The sequence below is a fragment of the Martinezella rhizogenes genome (assembly GCF_007002745.1).
Lineage (GTDB): Bacteria > Pseudomonadota > Alphaproteobacteria > Rhizobiales > Rhizobiaceae > Agrobacterium > Agrobacterium cucumeris.
Map to the genome: position 1 here is coordinate 283,704 of NZ_SGNY01000004.1, position 18,165 is coordinate 301,868.

Consider the following 18,165-nt stretch of genomic DNA (forward strand, 5'->3'; position numbering starts at 1 on the left):
ACCATCATGACAGGCGACGAGCACAGGCAATGAAACGCAAACCTGCCGATCTGACCTTGAGGGAAACCCTGCGCTGGGAGCCGCAAACCGGCTTTCAGCGCATCGACCAGCATATGCGCCGGCTGCTGCGGTCGGCCGATGCGCTCGGTTTTCGCGCCCCGGCCAATGCAATTCAGGCGCTGGAAAAGACGGTGGGCGGCGAAAAACCGCTCTGCGTCCGGCTGGTTATGAACTACAAGGGCGAACTCGATATCGAGACGGCCGATTTTAGTCCCGTACAAACAAATGCGGTCTGGCGCGTTCGTATCGCGACAAAAACCACGCTTGATTCCACGGATACCTTCTATCGCCACAAATCATCGCGTCGCGAGCCCTATGATGCCGCCCGCGCCGAATTTTCAGCCGAAGAGGCGGATGAAGTTCTCCTGCTCAATGAACGCGGCGAATTGTGCGAGGGATCATCGACCAGCATTTTCGTCGAAATGCCGGACGGGCAGTTGCTGACGCCGCCGCTCGACAGCGGCATCCTGCCGGGAGTGCTGCGTGCCGACCTGATCCGCGAACGCAAGGCGCGCGGACAGGCGCTGAAACCGCAGGATATTACCGGCCGGAAGTTCTTCGTCGGTAATTCGCTGCAAGGGCTGATTGCGGCGGAACTGGTTTAAACAGTCACCGCCAGAAGCCGGTCGCGGCCTTTTTCCTTGGCCGCATAAAGAGCCTGATCGGCGCGCATAAAAACATCATCGGCGCTTTCCGCCATCCGATACGTCGTCATGCCAGCCGAGCAGCTGTAGGAGAAATCGGGAAAGTCGGCCAGAGGTCTTGAAAGCCGCACCTTTTGCAGCAGCCGCTCGACAATCTCGCGGCCTTCGGCGACCGAACTGCGCGGCAGCACAAGCATGAATTCCTCACCGCCGATCCGGCCGAAACAATCCACCCGCCGGATGACGGAATGGGCGATGCCGACAAAATCGCGCAACACTGCATCACCACATTTATGGCCGAAACGATCATTGATCTGCTTGAAAAAATCGATATCGAGCGTGCAGAGGCAAAAGGGTGTTTCAAGCCCCTTGCCAACCCGTTCCACCTGCAGTGCCAGCTTGGCGAAAACGAAACGGCGGTTCGCCGTTCCCGTCAACTCATCCGTCTGCGAGGCGCGCACCGCCAGATCCCGGTCCTGCCGCAGCGCACGGTAACCCTGGCGCAATTCGGTCACGTCACTGGCAATGCACAGCATCCAGCCATCCTGCTGCACCGTTTCCGTCATCCAGAACCAGCGGCCGTCATACATGTCCATCTCGAAGGCGCGATAAGGCAGCTTGCCGCGCCGGGACTGCGCCGACAGGAGCCAGCCTTCGAAATCCCTGTGTCGAACGACAACACCGGTTTGCAGGCGGTGGTTCAGCCGCATGATATCCGCCCAGGTCGGAAATTCTTCCGGGGTAATTTGAAAGCTTTCCCGAAACGACGGGTTGGCATGCCGCAGCCGGTCTTCGGAATCGTAGAGGGCAATCAGAACGGGGGTGGCACTTTGAAGCGCTGCGACACGCTCGATGAAACTGTTCAACAGGCAATTCTCCTGTGATGGCAAAAACTCCCTGTCGTCATCGGCCAAAGCCCCCCAGCAGCTGGTCTCAAGACGAAAAGAAGAACTTGATTATAAACGCAGTCTCTAAAATGCGAAGAGGCAGAATGCGCGTGCACGGCTGCTTTCACCCCGACCGTCATATGTCCGTCATCCACCTGCCCTTTATTGTGGCACGCTTTTGTGATCTAGCTTACTTATTGGCTGAAAAAGGAAAATTGACGAATGACGGACGCAAACCATCCGATTTACGGCGATATTGACGGCCCCATCATCATGATCGGCTTCGGCTCCATTGGGCGCGGTACTCTTCCGTTGATCGAACGTCATTTCAATTTCGACAAGACCCGGCTCGTCGTCATCGATCCGCGCGAAGATATCGCCGCGTTTCTGGCCGAGAGGAATATTCACCACATCCGCACGCATCTGACCAAGGAGAATTACAAGGAAGTTCTGAGGCCGCTGCTCAAGGGCGTTCAGGGCCAGGGCTTCTGCGTCAATCTTTCGGTCGATGCCGCCTCCGTCGATCTGATGCGGCTCTGCCGCAAACACGGCATGCTTTACATCGACACCGTGGTTGAGCCATGGCCCGGCTTTTATTTCGACGCTGATGCAGATAATGCCTCCAGAACCAATTATTCGCTGCGCGAGACCATGCTGAAGGAAAAGGCGCGCAAGCCGGGCGGCACGACGGCCGTTTCCACCTGCGGGGCGAACCCCGGCATGGTGTCATGGTTCGTGAAGCAGGCGCTGGTCAATCTCGCCAAGGATACCGGCCTTGATATCGAAGAGCCACAGCCGCATGACCGGGAAGCCTGGGCAAAGCTGATGAAGCAGCTCGGCGTCAAGGGCGTGCATGTGGCCGAGCGCGATACGCAGCGGGCAAAGGACCCAAAACCCTTCGGCGCTTTCTGGAACACCTGGTCTGTGGAAGGTTTTATCGCCGAGGGTTTTCAGCCCGCCGAACTCGGCTGGGGCACCCATGAAAACTGGATGCCGAAAAACGCGAAAAAACAGAAGAAGGGCAGCAAGGCGGCGATCTATCTCGACCAACCCGGCGCCAATACGCGGGTGCGGACATGGTGTCCGGGACAGGGACCGCAATATGGCTTTCTGGTCACCCATAATGAGGCGATCTCGATTTCTGATTACTTCACCGTCCGCAATGATGATGGCGACGTGACCTATCGGCCGACCTGTCATTATGCCTATCACCCCTGCAACGACGCCATTCTTTCCCTGCACGAACTCTTCGGCAATGGCGGCATTCCACAGCCGGTGCAACATGTGCTGGGCGAAGATGAGCTGGTGGATGGCGCCGACGAGCTGGGCGTTCTGCTTTATGGCCACGACAAAAATGCCTATTGGTACGGCTCACGGCTGAGCCTGCAGGAGGCGCGTTCGCTCGCCCCCAACCAGAATGCGACTGGACTGCAGGTCAGTTCAGCGGTGCTGGCCGGAATGGTCTGGGCCATCGAAAATCCGCAGGTCGGCATCGTTGAGGCGGATGAAATGGATTATCGCCGATGCCTGGAGGTGCAGCGCCCCTATCTGGGCCCGGTCGAAGGACACTACACGGACTGGACGCCGCTCGACGGCCGCCCCGGCCTGTTTCCCGACAATATCGACACCTCCGATCCCTGGCAGTTCCGCAACATTCTGGTGCGGTGAGGAAGCGGCGTCTCATATTTGTCACATGGATGCTTTCATGCGGCATATGAGGAACCAGCAAGAGCAAGCAACGTTGCCTTGAAATAAGGAACGCTTCACGGCATGGTCGAAACACAGAAAGTTTCATCGAATCGCAGGAGAACAGGCTCATGAACTTCAAGACAAGCGCTGCTTTGCTTTGTGCCGCCATCGCGGTGTCTTCATGCGTCGCGCCGGGTCCCTCGCAGCAGACCTCGATGGCGCCTTCGCTTTCCCGCGGCCCGGCCGTCGATGGCCGCTGGATCGATCGCAACGGCATCGTGTCGACCTTCCAGAATGGCGCCTTCTCCACCCGTTCGACAGACACCAACACGCTTCTGGCCTCCGGCACCTATGTGACGATTTCGCCGACGCTCTACGAAATCAACATGACATCGCTGGTGCGCAATACGCAGTCGCGCGTCAACTGCGCCCTCGTTTCGCCTTCACAATTGAATTGCACGACAGACAGCAACAGCCAGTTCTCGCTGACGCGCCAAGGCTGATATAGCTGCCTTTTCAACGACATGACTTTCTTAAACGCACGCTTCCGGCGTGCGTTTTTCTTTGTTGCGCACCTGTCATAATTTCGCTTGCGGCAATGGCCGCTAAATGGAAACATCCGGCTTTGAAAGCCTGACATACTTTCAGATTAAAGAATGATCGGAGCACGGGCGGATGATGATCGGCAAGCCCGTATTATGTTTCAGACAGGAGAGAGGGACGATGAAAAGAATTTTGGGACTGGGCATGCTGAGCGTTTCCGCAATAACGCTTTCAGCCGGGGTCGCTCTGGCCGACTACAAACTTAACATTCTTCACATCAACGACCTGCACTCACGCATCGAAGCGATCAACAAATTCGACTCGACCTGCTCTGCTGCCGAAACGGAAAAGAACGAATGCTTCGGCGGCATCGCCCGCGTGAAGAGCGCGATCGACGCACGCCGGGGTGAACTGGGCAGCAACGCCAATCTTCTGGTTCTCGACGCCGGCGACCAGTTCCAGGGCTCGCTGTTCTATACGCAGTACAAGAGCGGACCGGTCGCGGAATTCATGAACGGTATCGGTTTCGATGCGATGGCAATCGGCAACCATGAATTCGATGACGGCCCGGAAGAGCTGTTGAAATTCATCAATGCGCTGAAGTTCCCGATCATTTCCGGAAACACCAAGGCAGCGACCGATTCCATCCTTGCCGACAAATACAAGGGTTATGTCATCAAGGATCTGGGCGGCCAGAAGGTTGCCGTGGTTTCCGTGCTTGCGACCGACACCAATGAGACGTCGTCCCCTGGCGACAAGATCAGTTTCGAGGACGAGGTCACCTATCTGAAGGGCGCCGTAAAGGAAATTCAGGATCAGGGCGTCAACAAGATCGTGCTGCTTTCGCATGTCGGTTATGTCAAGGATCAGGAAATCGCCCGCGCTGTGGACGGCATCGACGTCATCGTCGGCGGCCATAGCCACACCCTGCTTTCCAGCACTGACCCGAAGGCTGCCGGTGCTTATCCCACTCTCGTCAAGAACCCGTCCGGGATCGATGTCCCGATCGTCACTGCCTATGCCTATTCGAAATATCTCGGTGACCTGACAGTGACCTTCGATGACAATGGCGTGGTTAAATCCGCCGAAGGCGCACCGAAGCTTCTCGACGCTTCCGTCACGCCCGACGAAGGCTTTACCAAGCGCGTGACGGAACTTGCCGGCCCGCTCGAGGAGATGAAGAAAAAGGAAATCGGTTCTTCTGAAGCTCCCATCGACGGTTCACGGGAAGTTTGCCGCGCCAAGGAATGCACGATGGGCAACCTCGTTTCCGACGCGTTGCTGGACCGCGTCAAGGACCAGGGCATCACCATCGCCATCCAGAATGGCGGCGGTCTGCGTGCCTCCATCGATGCCGGCACAGTAACGATGGGCGAAGTCCTGACGGTTCTGCCGTTCCAGAACTCCATCGCCACATTCCAGTTGAAAGGCTCCGACGTTGTGGCCGCCCTTGAAAATGGCGCCGGCCAGATCGAGGAAGGGGCCGGGCGCTTCGCCCAGGTAGCCGGCCTCAAATATTCGTTCGACCGTTCCAAGCCTGCCGGCAGCCGCGTCGTTTCCGTCGAGGTCAAGGAAGGTAACGGCTTCGTGCCGCTCGATCCGGACAAGACCTACGGCGTCGTCTCCAACAACTACATGCGCTCGGGCGGCGACGGCTATAAGGTTTTCGCGACCAAAGCCGTTAATCCCTATGACTTCGGCCCGAGCCTTGAAGATGCGGTTGCGGCCTATATCAGTGCCAACAGCCCCTATAAGCCACAAACCGACGGACGCATCACCGATGTAACGCCGGCGGATTACGTTGCGCCTGTAAAACAGCCGGCACCGGCAGCTCCCGCACCCACTGCGACAGCACCTGCTGCCACGACACCGGCACCCGCCACCACCGCAACTCCGGCGCCTGCTGCACCCGCTGCCCCGACGCCTGCGGCCGCAGCCGCAGCAGCCAGCAAATATGTTGTCGAAAAGGGCGATTCTCTCTGGAAGATCGCAGCGGAAAAATATGGCGACGGCGCGCTTTGGACCAGAATTGCCAAGGCGAACACTCTGAAACGGCCGAACCATATCGAGATCGGCGAAGAACTCGAACTTCCGGCTCAATAAGCCGGAAGCCGCAAGACAGGGCAATTTGCCGCAGACTGGAAGCCGGCCCTCAGCCAAGGGGCCGGCTTCTTATTTTTCCATAAAAAACAGTATGTTGTGCACTGCGAATTATCAAAAAGCAGCGTGACCGCTCATTGAATGAGCAAATCACACCCGTTGGTGGTTCAATCCTGAAAAAATTCGTCTAGAACACGTGAACAAATCGACGGCACGGGCGTATAGCTCGGGCATTTCCGGCAAAAGCCATCACGGTTCGCATCCGGTATGTATAGACAGAAGATTGAGCCTTTCCGCCCCTATTCCAGACGGAAAAGCTCTCACGCAAACAGTCCGAGTTTCAGGGTGTCATTCATGGCGACAGAACTATCCGCACTCCCCGTAGACCATCCCCGCATAACGTTCGGCAAGGTTGGCGTCCTGCTCGTCAATCTCGGTACGCCTGACGGTACGGACTACTGGCCGATGCGCCGTTATCTGGCGGAGTTTCTGAGCGACAAGCGCGTCATCGAGTGGTCGCGCCTCTATTGGTATCCGATCCTTTACGGCATCGTTCTCAACAAGCGCCCGCAGAAAGTTGGCAAGGCTTATGAGGAAATCTGGAACCACGAGCGTAACGAAAGTTACCTGCGCACCTTCACCCGCAGCCAGGGCGAACTGATGGCACAGGCGTTGAAGGATCTGCCCAACGTCGTCGTCGACTGGGCGATGCGCTACGGCCAGCCTTCCATTGCCTCGAAAATCGATGCATTGAAGGAACAGGGTTGCGAAAAAATCCTGCTTTTCCCGCTTTACCCGCAATATGCCGCATCGACCACGGCAACGGTGAACGACAAGGCATTCGAACATCTGATGAAGCTGCGCTGGCAGCCCGCCATTCGCACCGTGCCGCCCTATCACGACGATCCGGCCTATATCGAGGCGCTCGCAACCTCCGTCAAAAACCATCTGGCGACGCTGGACTGGGAGCCGGAGATGCTGATCACCTCCTTCCACGGCATTCCGCAATCCTATTTCAAAAAGGGCGATCCCTATTATTGTCATTGCCAGAAAACCGCCCGCCTGCTGCGGGAGGCCCTTGGCCGGACCGACAAGAATTTCATGATCACCTTCCAGTCGCGTTTCGGGCCGGAAGAGTGGTTGCAGCCCTATACCGACAAGACCGTGGAAAAGCTGGCATCCGAGGGCATCAAGCGCATCGCCGTCATGAACCCTGGCTTCGTATCGGATTGTCTTGAGACGCTGGAGGAAATTGCCGGTGAAGCCGGAGAAATCTTCCTGCACAATGGCGGCGAGAAATTCACCCATATTCCTTGTCTTAACGACAGCGCCGAGGGCATGAACGTTCTCGAAAAGGTTGTAAGACAGGAGTTGCAAGGCTGGGTGTAATCTTGCCATAACGCTACTGGGGTAAAACCCAGATGGTTCTGATCCTTGGAGGGAAAGTGATGATTGCATTGGGCGGTTTCGACATCGTCGTCATAGCGGCGGTTGTTCTGGTTATTCTGGTGCTGTTTGCCGGCATCAAGACCGTGCCGCAGGGGCATCGTTACACGGTTGAACGGTTCGGGCGTTACACCCGCACGCTCGAACCCGGCCTGAACCTCATCGTGCCGTTCTTCGAAAGCATCGGTTCGAAAATGAATGTCATGGAGCAGGTGCTTCATATACCAACGCAGGAAGTCATCACCCGCGATAATGCCAGCGTCTCGGCCGATGCCGTCACCTTCTATCAGGTACTCAATGCCGCACAGGCCGCCTACCAGATTTCAAATCTGCAGATGGCGATCGAAAACCTCACCATGACCAACATCCGCTCGGTGATGGGTTCGATGGACCTCGACGAGTTGCTGTCGAACCGCGATGCCATCAATGACCGCCTGCTGCGCGTGGTCGATGAAGCAGTGGGACCATGGGGCATCAAGGTCACCCGCATCGAAATCAAGGACATCGCGCCCCCGAAGGATCTCGTGGATTCCATGGCGCGGCAGATGAAGGCCGAGCGCGAAAAACGCGCGCAGGTGCTGGAAGCCGAAGGCGCCCGCAACGCCCAGATTCTGCGCGCCGAAGGCGCAAAACAATCCGCCATTCTGGAAGCCGAAGGCCAGCGCGAGGCAGCATTCCGGGACGCCGAAGCCCGTGAGCGTCTGGCAGAAGCCGAAGCTAATGCCACCCGAATGGTGTCGGAAGCCATCGCCGCCGGCAATGTTCACGCCATCAACTATTTCGTTGCCCAGAAATACACCGAGGCGCTGGCTGAAATCGGCACGGCCAAGAATTCCAAGATCGTGCTGATGCCGATGGAAGCCTCGGCGCTGATTGGTTCACTCGGCGGTATCGGCACCATTGCGAGAGAGGTTTTTGGTGATAAGGGCGATGCGCCATCCGCCCCGGCCCCAGCTCCAACTCGCTCCGTGCCGCCAACCCGGCCTTCCCCCTTCGGTTCCTCATCGGAGAGATAACGATGCTGCAACGGCTTGCCACTGAGCTGGGACCATGGAGCTGGTGGATCGTCGGCTTTGTGCTGCTGGCCGCCGAGCTTATCGCTCCGGGCGTTTTCCTGATCTGGATCGGCCTTGCCGCGCTGGTCATCGGCGCGGTGTCGCTGCTTTTATGGGATGCGGCATATTGGGCCTGGCAATTGCAGCTGGTGTTGTTTGCCGCGCTCTCCGTCGTCTTTGCCCTGCTCGGCCGGAAATATTTCGGCAGGAACCGGGCCGCCACCGATGAACCGTTCCTCAATCAGCGCGAGGCAAGCCTTGTTGGCCGCACCGCGACGCTGCAGGAGCCAATTGTCGAGGGACGTGGCCGGATAAGGCTGGACGACACGTGGTGGCCGGTAAATGGCGAAGACCTTCCGGCCGGAACCCGCGTGAGGATTGCGTCAGCACGCGGCCGCACGCTGACGATCGAGCCCATAGACCGATAGAAAGCCCTGTGGCCTCAGGCCACGCCGATTCTCAACAGATCGTGGAAATGCACAAGGCCGATCGGCCTGTTGTCATCATCCACCACGATCAGCGCGCCGATGTGGAATTTTTCCAGTGTCGCCAGCGCGCTGGTCGCCAGCACTGATTTTTTGACCGTCTTCGGAGTACGGGTCATGATATCGTCCACCGTCAATTCGGCGAGATTGCGCGACAGGTTGCGGGCCAGATCACCCTCGGTGACGATGCCGCACAGACGGCCATCCTCATCCAGAATGCCGACACAGCCGAAATGCTTACGGGAGAGAACGCCGACCGCTTCCGGCATGGCTGTTCCCTTGGTCACCAGCGGCACACGATCGCCGGTATGCATGATATCGCTGACCAGTTTCAGGCTGGCGCCCAGTTTGCCGCCGGGATGAAACACCCGGAAATCACCGGCAGTGAAATTGCGGGCCTCCAGAAGTGCCACGGCAAGGGCATCACCCAGCGCCAGCTGCATCAAGGTGGAAGTGGTGGGTGCCAGACCAAGCGGACAGGCTTCCTGTTCATTGGGGACCAGCAGCACGATATCGGAGGCCTTCGCCAGCGATGAAGTCTCGGAACAGGTGAGTGCGATCAGCGGAATGGAGAAGCGGCGCGAATAGTTGATGATGCTGCGCAGTTCAGCACTTTCACCACCTTTGGAGATCGCCAGAACCACATCGTCGCCACCGATCATGCCCAGATCGCCATGATTGGCCTCGGCCGCATGTACAAAAAACGCCGGTGTGCCGGTGGAGGCGAAAGTGGCGGCGAGCTTTGCGCCGATATGGCCGCTTTTACCGACCCCGGTGATGATGAGACGGCCATTCGACTGGCCGATTGTCTCAATCGCCTTGCAGAAAGGCTCGGAAAGACCGTTGGTGAGAGCGGCCTCAAGGGCGGCAAGACCAGCCCGCTCCATCGAAATCGTCCGCACAGCGGATGAGATGGCATTGTCTTCGACCAGTTTGACGGCGCGCGTAATCATGGCCGACTGTTACTCTTTCACCCGGAATAAGTCCACTCTTCAGCCGGCCAGTGCTACTTTTTAGTGCCGCAGGTCCGGCGGAGAGATTTCCTCGATCGTTCCCAGCCGCTTGAAAGGGATGTTTTCTTCATCGACCAGATATCGCCCGACTGTCCTTACCCATGATACCGAACCATCGTCCCGGCGCACGGCATATTCCTGATTGTAAAAGCTTGCCGCCTTCAGGGTGATCAAGGCGGTCTCGATCACACGATTTCGATGATCCAGATGCACTTTTTCAAGCATTTGAAAAATGCTGATACCCTGCATCGCCTGTCTTAACGGAATTCCGAAGAGTTCCGCACAGACCTCATCCAGATAGAATCGGTCGTTGGTAATATCCCAGCAATAAAAACCGACCTGCTTGATGTTCGAAACGGAATTCATGAAACGACGCTGTCACATAAAATAAAAATCAAAGAATTTACCAAGCAATAGAAAGCCCATTACCCTTAAATCATAGGGCGATTCCGTGCCAAATTGAAACGTTTAAATCTTATCATATTAGAAATATTTTGCACTGCGGTACGGTTTTCCGTTCCTCCGGCTGGCAGAATTCTGATTGCAAACCGTGAGCGCGAGCCTCACCGATTTTCACGCGGTAGCCAAAACGCTGAAATCCCAGCGATCTTTATCAACTGTTAACCATAAAAAACCTATTGTTAAAGCGATGTTAAAACTTGCGTCGCCTGTCGGGTCCCTGGTTTGTCCACGTCATTTCATCGGCCTCTCATTCATTTGGCCCGGGGAAGTGTTTTGGCGAATTGTCGATCCGGCATCGGCCAAATTCGCCGGGTGAAGAGGAATGAATGTGAAGGGCGCCGCCACACGTCTGCAGACGTCGCGGAAAGCAGCAACCCTGTTGCTTGCCTGCACGCTTCTTTGCTCCACCACGACAAACCTTTTCGCCCAAACCACCGTTACAGCCACCCCCTTATTGCCCGGCACCGCTCCCGCCGGCGACGGAACAACTTCGGCCACCCCGGCAACGGGCGTTGGAGCAGCGGCGGATGCAGAACAGGCTGCACCTGCGGCCGCCGCGCCTGCGCCACAGCAGCTCTGGCGCCCCTCGAACAATCCCGGCGACCCGATTTACGAACAGCAGGACGATGCGGGCCAACCCTATGCCGAGGCTGAAAACCCCTATGAGCCGACGGTGGATGGCGGTGAAAACCCGCAGATAGCAGCTGAGCCTGGCCAGACCCCCGGCATCCGGCTCGGTACATTCCTGCTGCGTCCCGCAATCAGCCAGACCATCAACACGGAAAAACAGACAAATACCGGTGGTCCCTCCAGACGCAACTATCTGACAACAGGCATCCGCGGCACGCTTACCAGCGACTGGTCCCGCCACGCGCTGACCGTGACGGGCGACGGCGCCTGGGAGAGAAACTTCGGTGGCGACAAGGATGGCGAAGAGCCCCGGGCGCGGATAGAGGCCGATCTGCGCCTCGATCTCGGCGAAGAGACGAAGGCCAATCTCAAAGCCGGTTACGAGTTCAGCCGCGAAGACACGACGGACCCCAATGCTCTGACCGGCGCTGCCGTGCAGGGCGGTGAGCACCGTTTCACGACTGGCGCGTCGATAGAGCGGGATTTCGGCAAGCTGCGTGGGCTTGCGGCGCTCGATCTCTCCCGCACGGTCTATACGGATGCGAAAGGCCTTGATGGCCGGCCGATCAGCCTCAGCGACCGCGACCAGAACGGTGCGAACCTGCGCGGGCGCATTGGTTACGAATTATCGCCGGCGCTGATCCCGTTCCTGGAACTGAATGCGGGAAAGACCAAATATGACAGTCGGCTGGATAATTCCGGTTACGCCCGCTCCTCCAATTCCTATGGTGCGAAGATCGGAACCGAGGTCGATCTCGGCGAAAAGACCCGTGGCGAGGCCGCCATCGGTTATCTGCGCAAGCAATATGATGACGACCGTCTTGCCTCCATCGGCGCCTTGACGCTGGACGGCGAACTCAACTGGTCGCCGCAGCGCGGAACGAATGTCAATCTCGGCCTGCGCACGACGATTGAGGATTTTGCCGGCGGTCCGCAGGGCGGCTGGATTTCCTATCGGCTGGATGCCGGGCTTACCCACGAATTACGCAACAATCTGGTCGCACGTTTGACGGGACAGATCGTGCACCGCACATTCCCCTCCTCCGACATCGAGAATGCCGTGGAATATACGGCAGGTGCCGGTCTAACGTGGGGGCTGAACCGCTATCTCGACCTGACCGCCGACGTCAGCTACCAGTGGACGCCGGTTTATGACAGCAACGAATTCCGCGTCGGTGCAGGACTTGTCCTGAAGCGGTAATCACCAAACAAAAATCCCGGCGCGAAGGCCGGGATTTTGTCGTGTTCTGGTCGGTTACTTCAGTCCCTCGATCAGGGCCTTGATCGGCTCTTCGATCGCCGGACGAATATCACCACGTTCAAGAGCGAAGGCGACGTTGGCGAGGATGAAGCCGTCCTTGGCGCCGCAATCGAAAGTCTGGCCGCGGAAGTGATAGCCGGCAAACTCCTGCGACTGGGCAAGCGTCAGCATGCCGTCCGTCAGCTGGATTTCATTGCCTGCACCACGCTCCTGATTTTCGAGAATGTCGAAAATCTCCGGCTGCAGGATGTAACGACCGTTGATGTAGAAATTCGACGGTGCCGTACCCTTGGCAGGCTTTTCGACCATCTCTGTGATCTTGAAACCTTCGCCCACGGCATCGCCCACACCAACGATACCGTATTTGTGGGTCTGGTCGGGAGCGCATTCCTGCACCGCGATCACGTTGCCTGCAGTCTGGTCGTAAAGTTCGACCATGCCTTTCAGGCAGCTTTTCTGCGAATGCATGATCATGTCCGGCAACAGCACGGCGAAAGGCTCGTCGCCGACGATATCGCGGGCACACCAGACCGCATGGCCAAGACCGAGCGGCACCTGCTGGCGCGTAAAGCTTGCCGTGCCGGCTTTGGGCAGAAGGCCGGCCAGCAATGTCAGCTCGGCATTCTTGTTGCGCTCACGCAGCATCTGTTCGAGTTCAAATTGAATATCAAAATAATCTTCGATCACCGCCTTGCCGCGGCCGGTGACAAATACAAAATGCTCAATGCCTGCTTCCGCCGCCTCATCGACGACGTATTGAATGACCGGCTTGTCAACGACAGTGAGCATTTCTTTCGGAACCGCCTTGGTTGCGGGCAGGAAACGGGTACCGAGACCTGCGACCGGAAATACGGCCTTCCGAATTTTTTTCTGTTCTACCACATATCCCTCCTGAGAGATAAAACTTGATCACAATCCCCGCACGCTGTTGTTATTTCAAAAATAACAACGTTTTGTAAAGGGTGACGCTACCATCTATTAATGGTAAAGAATTTGTTGACGTTCTTTTGTTATCCCTGCTGATGCCCGATGCGTTTTCGCAATCGAAATGACATTCGAGAGAACGAAAGACTGACGATGACAAAGATGATCCTTTCAGATGTCCGCAAATTCGGCTGCATGATGGTTGCAGGCCTGGTGATCTCCCTGACCCCTGTTTCGGCCCATGCCGACGCCGGATTCAGACAGTGGATCAACCAGTTCTACGCAACAGCGGCAAAAGAAGGCATCAGCAAGGCGACCTATCAGAAGGCCTTCGCCGGCGTTAGCGAACCGGACCCGGATGCGCTGCGCAAGGCAACCTTTCAGCCGGAATTCACCACCCAGATCTGGGATTATCTCGATTCCCGCGTCAACCCCTATACGGTGCGGATCGGCCGCGAGATGAAGATGAAGCATGCGACGACCCTGAACTGGATCGAGCGCAACTTCAATGTCGACAAGCACATCATTCTCGCCATCTGGTCGATGGAATCCAATTACGGCGCGGTTCTCGAAAAGCCGGAGCGGCTGCACAACATCCCGCAGGCTCTTGCGACGCTTGCCTATTCCGATCCCAAGCGCGCCAAATTCGCGCGCACGCAATTGATCGCCGCCCTCAAAATCCTTCAGGCGGGCGATGTCACACCGAAACAGCTGACCGGCTCCTGGGCGGGCGCGATGGGGCACACCCAGTTTATTCCGACCAGCTATCTGCTTTACGCGGTAGATGCCGACGGCAATGGCAAGCGTGACATCTGGCACTCGGTTCCCGATGCGCTGGCGACAGCCGCAAATCTTCTTTCCAAGAACGGCTGGGAACCCGGCCGGACCTGGGGTTATGAAACCGCCGTGCCGCGCGGCGGCGCACGTTATGAAGGCCAGACGAAGACGATTTCGGAATGGGCAAAGCTCGGCTTTGCCCGCCCGAACGGCAAGAATTTTACCCGCGGCTCCGATCGCGCCATGCTGAAATTGCAGGGTGGAGCAAGCGGTCCGGGCTTCCTGATGATGAAAAACTTCTTCACCATCAAGAAATACAACGCATCGGACAGCTATGCGCTGGCCGTCGGCCTGCTCGCGGATGAAATCGCCGGTTATGGCGGCATGCAGCAGAAATGGCCGCGCCCCGATGGCACGCTCGACATTCGCGAAAAATTCGAGCTCCAGACCCGCATGAAGGAACTCGGTTATTACGACGGCGAGATTGACGGTAATTTCGGCTCCGGTTCGAAAGCAGCCATTAGCGCCATCCAGTCGCGCATGGGCATGGAAAATGACGGCCAGCCGTCGCAGAGATTGCTGAGAGCCCTGCGCAATTGATAATATGCCGGCGAATTCGGCGGGGGTTCACCACCGCCGAAGCATCCGGAAAGGTCGATGTTATGAATTGGAAACCAACGGTGAATAGCAAAAAGACCGGATGGCGCATCTGCGCCATCATTCTTTCTGCTGCCCTTTGCGTGCCGCTCGTTCCATCCCAGTCCTTTGCCCAGGAACAGCGGCGTACCCTGTTCGAAATGCTGTTCGGCAGGCCGGTAGGCCGCGATGGCTCATCCGGACGTGAATACCAGCCCCGCAGCCGGCGGGATTTCCCCTCTGCCCCGCGCGAAAGATCGGTCACACGTCCGCAACCTGCGCGAAAGGCACCTTCGGTGGTTCAGATGCGAACCGCAAAGCCGGAGCCGGCCGCCAAGCTTGAAAATGCACGACGCGTTCTCGTTATCGGTGACTTCCTGGCCGGCGGCATGGGGGAAGAGCTCGTCAATGCCTTTGCCAGTTCGCCGGCAATTGCCGTCGATGTGCGGGCGAATGGTTCTTCCGGTCTCGTCCGCACGGATTATTACGACTGGTTTTCCAATCTGCCGCAATTCATAAGCGAGACCAATCCGGCCACCATCGTCATCATGATGGGCTCGAACGATCGCCAGCAAATGCAGATCGGCGATATCCGGGAAAAATTCGGCACCGATGTCTGGTTCAAGGAATATGAACGGCGGATCGATGAACTCCTGACCCTTGCCGGCCGGCCGAAAGTGCCACTGCTCTGGGTTGGCCTTCCCGCCTTCCAGTCCCCCTCGCTTACAGCCGATCTCGTCGGCTTCAACCGGCTCTACCGCAGCCATGTCGAAAAATATGGCGGTGAGTTCGTGGATGTATGGGACGGATTTGTCGATGAAGGCGGAAAATTCGTCATCACAGGTTACGACATGAACGGCCAGCAGGCCCGTCTGCGCGAGGCTGATGGCATCGGCATGACACAGGCCGGCAAGCGCAAGCTCGCCTTCTACGTCGAGAAATTCGTGCGCAGACACCTCGATAGCGCCGGCCCGGATCTCGTGAAGCTGGACGGCAGCAATCTTCCGGCGCTCACCTCGCTGCCGGCGCTTGGCATCGATGCGGGGCAGGTGCGCACGCAGCCGATCAGCCTTACCGATCCCAATCTCGATGGTGGCGACAAGCTGCTGGGCGATGCACCTTTGACAGCCGGGCCGACACGGGTCTCGGTGGTGGAATCGCCACGTGAACGGCTGACCAAGCGTGGCGAAATGGCCGATGCGCCAGCCGGCCGCATTGATGACTATCGGGTCGTCCCGGAGAATGTGCAAGCCCGACAATAGGCGCTTCTCCACCGGCATCACAAACGCGGCCGGGCGTAATGTTTAGGCAATGCGAAAATGGCAAGGTAACGGAAGTTCTGCAGGGATGCGGCCTGTAGCCGCATTCTGTATGGCGATATTTCTTCGTTACCACCACAAAGCTGTCATTTTTACTTCATGCACGGCCCACGTGAGCCGCGTCAAGATTTTGCCGAGACCAATTCATGCGCCTGCTGCTAGTTGAAGACGAACGCGAAATGGCAGCAGCCCTGTCCGCCGCGCTTCACCGGTTCGATATCATCGTGGACAATGTCGGCACGCTCGACCTTGCCCGTCATGCCATCATGGACGGTGTCCACGATCTTGTCGTTCTCGACCGGCAATTGCCCGATGGAGACGGTATCCAGCTTATAGAGGATCTGCGCGTTTTACCGGTCACTCCGCCGATCATCGTATTGACGGCGCAGGGCGCACTTGCCGACCGCGTGAAGGGCCTGAACCTCGGTGCGGATGATTATCTGGCCAAGCCCTTTGCCGTCGAAGAACTTCTCGCCCGCATCCGCGCCCTGATGCGACGACCCGCCAGCGCGGTGACGATGACGGCGAAGCTGGGCAAGCTGGAATTTTGCTTCGAAACCCGTGAAGTCCGCATTGCGGGCGAGTTTCTTGCCCTGACCAGGCGGGAACTGCTCATTCTTGAAGCGCTGTTGCGGCGGCAGGGCAGAACGGTGCTGCGTTCGCTGCTGGAGGAAGCCGTCTATAATTTCGATGATGAAATCCAGTCCAATGCCCTCGATTCCCACATTTCCCGTTTGCGCCGCAAATTGCTGTCCGCCGATGCGGGGGTGGAGGTCCATGGCATTCGCGGCGTCGGCTATCTTTTGAGAGCGACATCATGAAACCGGCCAAGAGAAAATCGCTCAAGCGCCGCCTGACCATTCAATTACTGCTGTTCCAGATCGGCAGCCTTTTCATCGTCAGCGCCGGCTTCGTCGCCTATCTGTCCACCGGCGGCGGAAGCAGCGCACTGCTCAGCCCACAGGCAGCCCAGATTACCGCCAATGCGCTGGTGCGGGACAAGGATGGCCGGCTAGTTCTGAAGGAAACGAGTGAATTCGCGCAATTGCGCAGTAGCACACCCGACTTCTGGTTCGCCGCCGTCAGCGAAACGGGAGAGGTCATACAGGGTGGGCAAGTTCCCGAAGCGTTCAGCAACATGGGTCAACAGCTGAGCGATATCAGGCTCTCGGATATACGCGAGGCGGCGTTGTCCTATTCCTATCTCGCCGTCGTGCGTATTGCCATCGTTCGCCGCGTTTCCGGGCCGGCCGGCGAATTCGCCATGATCGGCAAAGGCGGACCGTTCAGCATGACATTCCCCGTCCTGCTGTTTTCCAACATATTGATCATGCCGATCCTCATTCTCATGTCGATTGTCACAATCATGACCATTCCCTGGATCATTCGCAGGGAATTTCTCGCCCTCTCCGCCATTGCACGCACGGCAGAGACCATCGATATCGACAAGCGCGGATATCGATTGCCGGATGGCGATATTCCAAGAGAGGTGCAGCCGCTTGTGCATGCCGTCAACGGCGCGCTGAAACGGCTGGACGATGGCTACGAACGGCACAAGCGCTTCATTCTCGACGCTGCCCATGAATTGCGAACCCCCGTCGCCATTCTCCAGACCCGCGTTGAAACGTTGCTGGACGGCCCGTCCCGGAGCAGGATATTGGCTGATGCCAGCCGCATTGCCGTGCTGGCCGAACAATTGCTTGATCTGCAGCGTCTCGGCGGACAGAAAGCGCCGCTTATTCCGCTTGATCTTGTCAGCCTGTGCAGGTCGGTCGTTGCTGACATGGCGCCGCTTGCCATCTCCCAAGGCTATGAGCTTTCTTTCGAGCCGGAAGAAGAACCAATCCTTGCTCTGGCCGATGACGCCTCATTGCAACGCGCCCTTATGAATATCGTGCAGAATGCCATCGAACATGGCGGCAATCGCGGAACGATCACCATAAAGGTCGCCGCCAATCGCGTTATCGACATATGCGACGAGGGCAGTGGGATTCCAGAAGAGGACCGGGAGCTGGTGTTTGATGCATTCCACCGTTTGAGACCGAAAGATCGCGGCACCGGGCTCGGTCTCAATCTCGTTCAGGAAATCATCCGTTACCATGGCGGAGAAATCACCATCAGCGATTCCTCCACAGGGGGCGCCTGTTTCCGTATCAGCCTCCCCTATTGCTGACACACGGTTTTTCGCAAAAAAGCTGCTTTTCGAAAAAACCCGTAATGCCGGTGTAATTCAC

At 57.5% G+C, this 18,165-nt stretch carries 16 protein-coding genes; 12 read left to right on the forward strand and 4 right to left on the reverse strand.

The features are described from left to right. The first annotated feature begins 29 nt into the window (after positions 1-29). Positions 30-665, forward strand: coding sequence for an aminotransferase class IV family protein (locus tag EXN68_RS14570; RefSeq protein ID WP_142841569.1), 636 nt, complete (start codon positions 30-32; stop codon positions 663-665). Here the strand turns inward: EXN68_RS14570 and EXN68_RS14575 are convergent. Next, positions 662-1,570 carry a GGDEF domain-containing protein gene (locus tag EXN68_RS14575; RefSeq protein ID WP_142841570.1) on the reverse strand — a complete coding sequence of 303 codons (909 nt, stop codon included), beginning with the start codon at positions 1,568-1,570 and terminating at the stop codon, positions 662-664. The genes EXN68_RS14570 and EXN68_RS14575 overlap by 4 nt on opposite strands. A 243-nt stretch (positions 1,571-1,813) precedes the next feature. On the opposite strand from EXN68_RS14575, the gene EXN68_RS14580 reads away from it, so the two are divergent. The 6 genes from EXN68_RS14580 to EXN68_RS14605 all read left to right on the forward strand — a co-directional run bounded on the left by EXN68_RS14580 (position 1,814) and on the right by EXN68_RS14605 (position 8,852). Next, positions 1,814-3,259 (forward strand): homospermidine synthase, encoded by a 1,446-nt coding sequence (locus EXN68_RS14580; RefSeq protein WP_142841571.1) that lies wholly within the window; start codon positions 1,814-1,816, stop codon positions 3,257-3,259. Positions 3,260-3,408: 149 nt separating this feature from the next. Continuing rightward, on the forward strand, positions 3,409-3,783 hold the full coding sequence (gene omp10, locus EXN68_RS14585; protein ID WP_046799940.1) for an outer membrane lipoprotein Omp10: 375 nt from the start codon (positions 3,409-3,411) through the stop codon (positions 3,781-3,783). 220 nt (positions 3,784-4,003) lie between these two features. Continuing rightward, the gene (locus EXN68_RS14590) at positions 4,004-5,926 is read left to right on the forward strand and encodes a 5'-nucleotidase C-terminal domain-containing protein (protein WP_142841572.1); all 1,923 of its coding nucleotides are present in this window, start codon (positions 4,004-4,006) and stop codon (positions 5,924-5,926) included. Positions 5,927-6,277: 351 nt separating this feature from the next. After that, positions 6,278-7,312: a ferrochelatase gene (gene hemH / locus EXN68_RS14595; RefSeq protein ID WP_142841573.1), complete on the forward strand. Its 1,035-nt coding sequence runs from the start codon at positions 6,278-6,280 to the stop codon at positions 7,310-7,312. Between the two features lie 59 nt (positions 7,313-7,371). Then, positions 7,372-8,385 (forward strand): SPFH domain-containing protein, encoded by a 1,014-nt coding sequence (locus EXN68_RS14600; RefSeq protein WP_142841768.1) that lies wholly within the window; start codon positions 7,372-7,374, stop codon positions 8,383-8,385. Between the two features lie 2 nt (positions 8,386-8,387). Next, positions 8,388-8,852 carry an NfeD family protein gene (locus tag EXN68_RS14605; protein ID WP_142841574.1) on the forward strand — a complete coding sequence of 155 codons (465 nt, stop codon included), beginning with the start codon at positions 8,388-8,390 and terminating at the stop codon, positions 8,850-8,852. A 14-nt stretch (positions 8,853-8,866) separates the two neighbouring features. Here the strand turns inward: EXN68_RS14605 and EXN68_RS14610 are convergent, their stop codons facing one another. After that, positions 8,867-9,862 (reverse strand): KpsF/GutQ family sugar-phosphate isomerase, encoded by a 996-nt coding sequence (locus tag EXN68_RS14610; RefSeq protein ID WP_142841575.1) that lies wholly within the window; start codon positions 9,860-9,862, stop codon positions 8,867-8,869. 60 nt (positions 9,863-9,922) lie between these two features. Further along, complete coding sequence (locus EXN68_RS14615; protein ID WP_142841576.1) at positions 9,923-10,288, reverse strand: PAS domain-containing protein; 366 nt, start codon at positions 10,286-10,288, stop codon at positions 9,923-9,925. Positions 10,289-10,706: 418 nt separating this feature from the next. Here EXN68_RS14615 and uppP point away from each other — a divergent pair, with 418 nt between their 5' ends. Beyond that, on the forward strand, positions 10,707-12,215 hold the full coding sequence (gene uppP, locus EXN68_RS14625) for a polysaccharide biosynthesis protein UppP (protein WP_142841577.1): 1,509 nt from the start codon (positions 10,707-10,709) through the stop codon (positions 12,213-12,215). A 54-nt stretch (positions 12,216-12,269) separates the two neighbouring features. Here uppP and galU read toward each other — a convergent pair whose 3' ends face one another. Continuing rightward, a complete protein-coding gene (gene galU, locus EXN68_RS14630) occupies positions 12,270-13,157 on the reverse strand; it encodes a UTP--glucose-1-phosphate uridylyltransferase GalU (RefSeq protein ID WP_082185327.1) in 888 nt (295 codons plus the stop codon). Positions 13,158-13,352: 195 nt separating this feature from the next. On the opposite strand from galU, the gene EXN68_RS14635 reads away from it, so the two are divergent. From EXN68_RS14635 to EXN68_RS14650, 4 genes are all read left to right on the forward strand, one after another. Further along, a complete protein-coding gene (locus EXN68_RS14635) occupies positions 13,353-14,576 on the forward strand; it encodes a lytic murein transglycosylase (protein WP_142841578.1) in 1,224 nt (407 codons plus the stop codon). A 62-nt stretch (positions 14,577-14,638) separates the two neighbouring features. Next, entirely contained in the window at positions 14,639-15,874 is a 1,236-nt protein-coding gene (locus tag EXN68_RS14640) for an SGNH/GDSL hydrolase family protein (protein WP_142841579.1), read from the forward strand. 203 nt (positions 15,875-16,077) lie between these two features. Continuing rightward, a complete protein-coding gene (locus EXN68_RS14645) occupies positions 16,078-16,752 on the forward strand; it encodes a response regulator transcription factor (RefSeq protein WP_142841580.1) in 675 nt (224 codons plus the stop codon). Continuing rightward, a complete protein-coding gene (locus EXN68_RS14650) occupies positions 16,749-18,104 on the forward strand; it encodes a sensor histidine kinase (RefSeq protein ID WP_142841581.1) in 1,356 nt (451 codons plus the stop codon). Before EXN68_RS14645 ends, EXN68_RS14650 begins: the two co-directional genes overlap by 4 nt. Positions 18,105-18,165 lie beyond the last annotated feature (61 nt).

Bases quoted from the DNA above. Each gene is read 5' to 3' on its own strand.
- EXN68_RS14570 (WP_142841569.1), top strand. From the start codon at position 30: ATGAAACGCAAACCTGCCGATCTGACCTTGAGGGAAACCCTGCGCTGG.
- EXN68_RS14580 (WP_142841571.1), top strand. From the start codon at position 1,814: ATGACGGACGCAAACCATCCGATTTACGGCGATATTGACGGCCCCATC.
- omp10 (WP_046799940.1), top strand. From the start codon at position 3,409: ATGAACTTCAAGACAAGCGCTGCTTTGCTTTGTGCCGCCATCGCGGTG.
- EXN68_RS14590 (WP_142841572.1), top strand. From the start codon at position 4,004: ATGAAAAGAATTTTGGGACTGGGCATGCTGAGCGTTTCCGCAATAACG.
- hemH (WP_142841573.1), top strand. From the start codon at position 6,278: ATGGCGACAGAACTATCCGCACTCCCCGTAGACCATCCCCGCATAACG.
- EXN68_RS14600 (WP_142841768.1), top strand. From the start codon at position 7,372: ATGATTGCATTGGGCGGTTTCGACATCGTCGTCATAGCGGCGGTTGTT.
- EXN68_RS14605 (WP_142841574.1), top strand. From the start codon at position 8,388: ATGCTGCAACGGCTTGCCACTGAGCTGGGACCATGGAGCTGGTGGATC.
- EXN68_RS14610 (WP_142841575.1), bottom strand. From the start codon at position 9,862: ATGATTACGCGCGCCGTCAAACTGGTCGAAGACAATGCCATCTCATCC.
- EXN68_RS14615 (WP_142841576.1), bottom strand. From the start codon at position 10,288: ATGAATTCCGTTTCGAACATCAAGCAGGTCGGTTTTTATTGCTGGGAT.
- uppP (WP_142841577.1), top strand. From the start codon at position 10,707: ATGAATGTGAAGGGCGCCGCCACACGTCTGCAGACGTCGCGGAAAGCA.
- EXN68_RS14635 (WP_142841578.1), top strand. From the start codon at position 13,353: ATGACAAAGATGATCCTTTCAGATGTCCGCAAATTCGGCTGCATGATG.
- EXN68_RS14640 (WP_142841579.1), top strand. From the start codon at position 14,639: ATGAATTGGAAACCAACGGTGAATAGCAAAAAGACCGGATGGCGCATC.
- EXN68_RS14645 (WP_142841580.1), top strand. From the start codon at position 16,078: ATGCGCCTGCTGCTAGTTGAAGACGAACGCGAAATGGCAGCAGCCCTG.
- EXN68_RS14650 (WP_142841581.1), top strand. From the start codon at position 16,749: ATGAAACCGGCCAAGAGAAAATCGCTCAAGCGCCGCCTGACCATTCAA.